The 1,509-nt window shown below is 59.2% G+C and carries 1 protein-coding gene; it reads right to left on the bottom strand.

Going from position 1 to position 1,509, the window contains the following annotated elements; all coding sequences use genetic code 11:
- On the bottom strand, positions 1–1,178 hold a 1,178-nt coding region (locus VMT30_08900; GenBank protein HVQ45046.1), incomplete at its 3' end, for an IS701 family transposase.
- Positions 1,179–1,509: the final 331 nt, after the last annotated feature.

The raw sequence follows: 1,509 nt of genomic DNA, 5'->3' as shown, positions 1-1,509 counted from the left end.
CGGGATTGGAGGAAGGCGTAGGCGATCATCGTCATCAGCGCGTGTCGATGTAATCCCGTCCAGGATCTACCTTCGAAGTGGTCGAGCCCAAGCTCCTCCTTGAGCTGCTGGTGGGCCTGTTCACAGACCCACCTGGCCTTGATCGTGGCAGCGAGCGTCTTGATGGTGGCATCGGCCGGCAGGTTCGACACATAGTATTTTTGTTCCCCGGTCGACCGCCGCTCGCCGACGAGCCAGACCTCGTCACCAGGCATGCACTGCATACGGTTATTGAGCATCCGGTGCTTATGGCCATCCGCAACGCAGACACGGCGGGCGGTGAAGAGACAGGTCAGCCGACCTTTGGTGCCCCGCCGCCAACTGACCCTTTGCCATTTGCCTTCGGCCAATAACGCTTCAGCAGAGACCGGTGGCTGATCAGGGATGTGGTATTTGCGGGGTTTTCCGGTCTTCGCGATTGGGAAGATCAGGGCAATGTCGGCGGGATAGACGTTCTGGCGCCGCGACAGACCCACCGCCCACAGCAGACCGCGCTCGCTCAAAGCCTGACGGAAAGGTCCGCTGGAGCCGTACCCTGAATCGGCAAGCACACAGCCGAAACGCACACCGGAGGCGATGACGCGGTCGATCTCCGCCAAGGCGACCTCTGGCTTGGTCCGCGCTGCGCGGTGCTCGACTGGAACGCCCGCACGCTTCAAACGCACTGGATTACTCGTCCAACTCTCGGGAACGAAGAGACGTAATGCCACCATGAGCGGCACTTCACCCCGTGCAAGCGTCAGCGACACCAATGTTTGGCAATTGGCCGTCTTGCCGAGAGACGAGGCATATTGTGGAGCGACACCAACCGAACGATCGCCCTTCTTCGCCATCGCCGTGTCGTCGATGACCAGCACCGCATCCTTGCCGCCGACCAGGCGATCGGCCTGAACCAGCAATTCCGCCTCCAATGGCGCTGCGTCCCAAACGCCATCAGCAATGAAATGGTGCAACTGGTCATACTCGCCCGGTGCCAGTCGCGCCGCCATCGGCTGGACGCTCTTGCGATCACCCGGTCCAATCAATCCCGCGATATAAAGCGGACACATCCGTCGCCGTGCCTTGTGGCCTAAGCGATCCAGGAATGGCTTGAGCCAGCGTCCAAGCTCGTCTTCCCACTTCGACGTCGTGCCCGCCATGGTCGGCCCTCCAAAAGCCGACCATCCATGAATCATTGAAAATCTGATTCGGGAATCCAGATTCGCCCATCAATCGCTAAATTCTGCCAAAGTAGTGCTAGTGCCGTGCTTCCGTTAGTTTCCGTTATATGTTAGATTTCGTTCGAATGACGAATTACAAGGAAGCTCAAATGAGCGAGCGTCGCCCACGTTTCATCCGCTGCGCCAGTTGCAACAAAACGGTCACGGTCGCTGAGGCTGGTCGCATCCCGGTGTATTGCTCCAACGCTTGCCGACAACTGGCTTTCGCCCGCAACGCACGCGGCACCAAGGTGTCGGCAGAAGATCAACA

The organism is Candidatus Saccharimonadia bacterium (assembly GCA_035544015.1).
Taxonomy (GTDB): domain Bacteria; phylum Patescibacteriota; class Saccharimonadia; order UBA4664; family UBA4664; genus UBA5169.
This window is presented reverse-complemented; position numbering and strand designations above follow the sequence as displayed.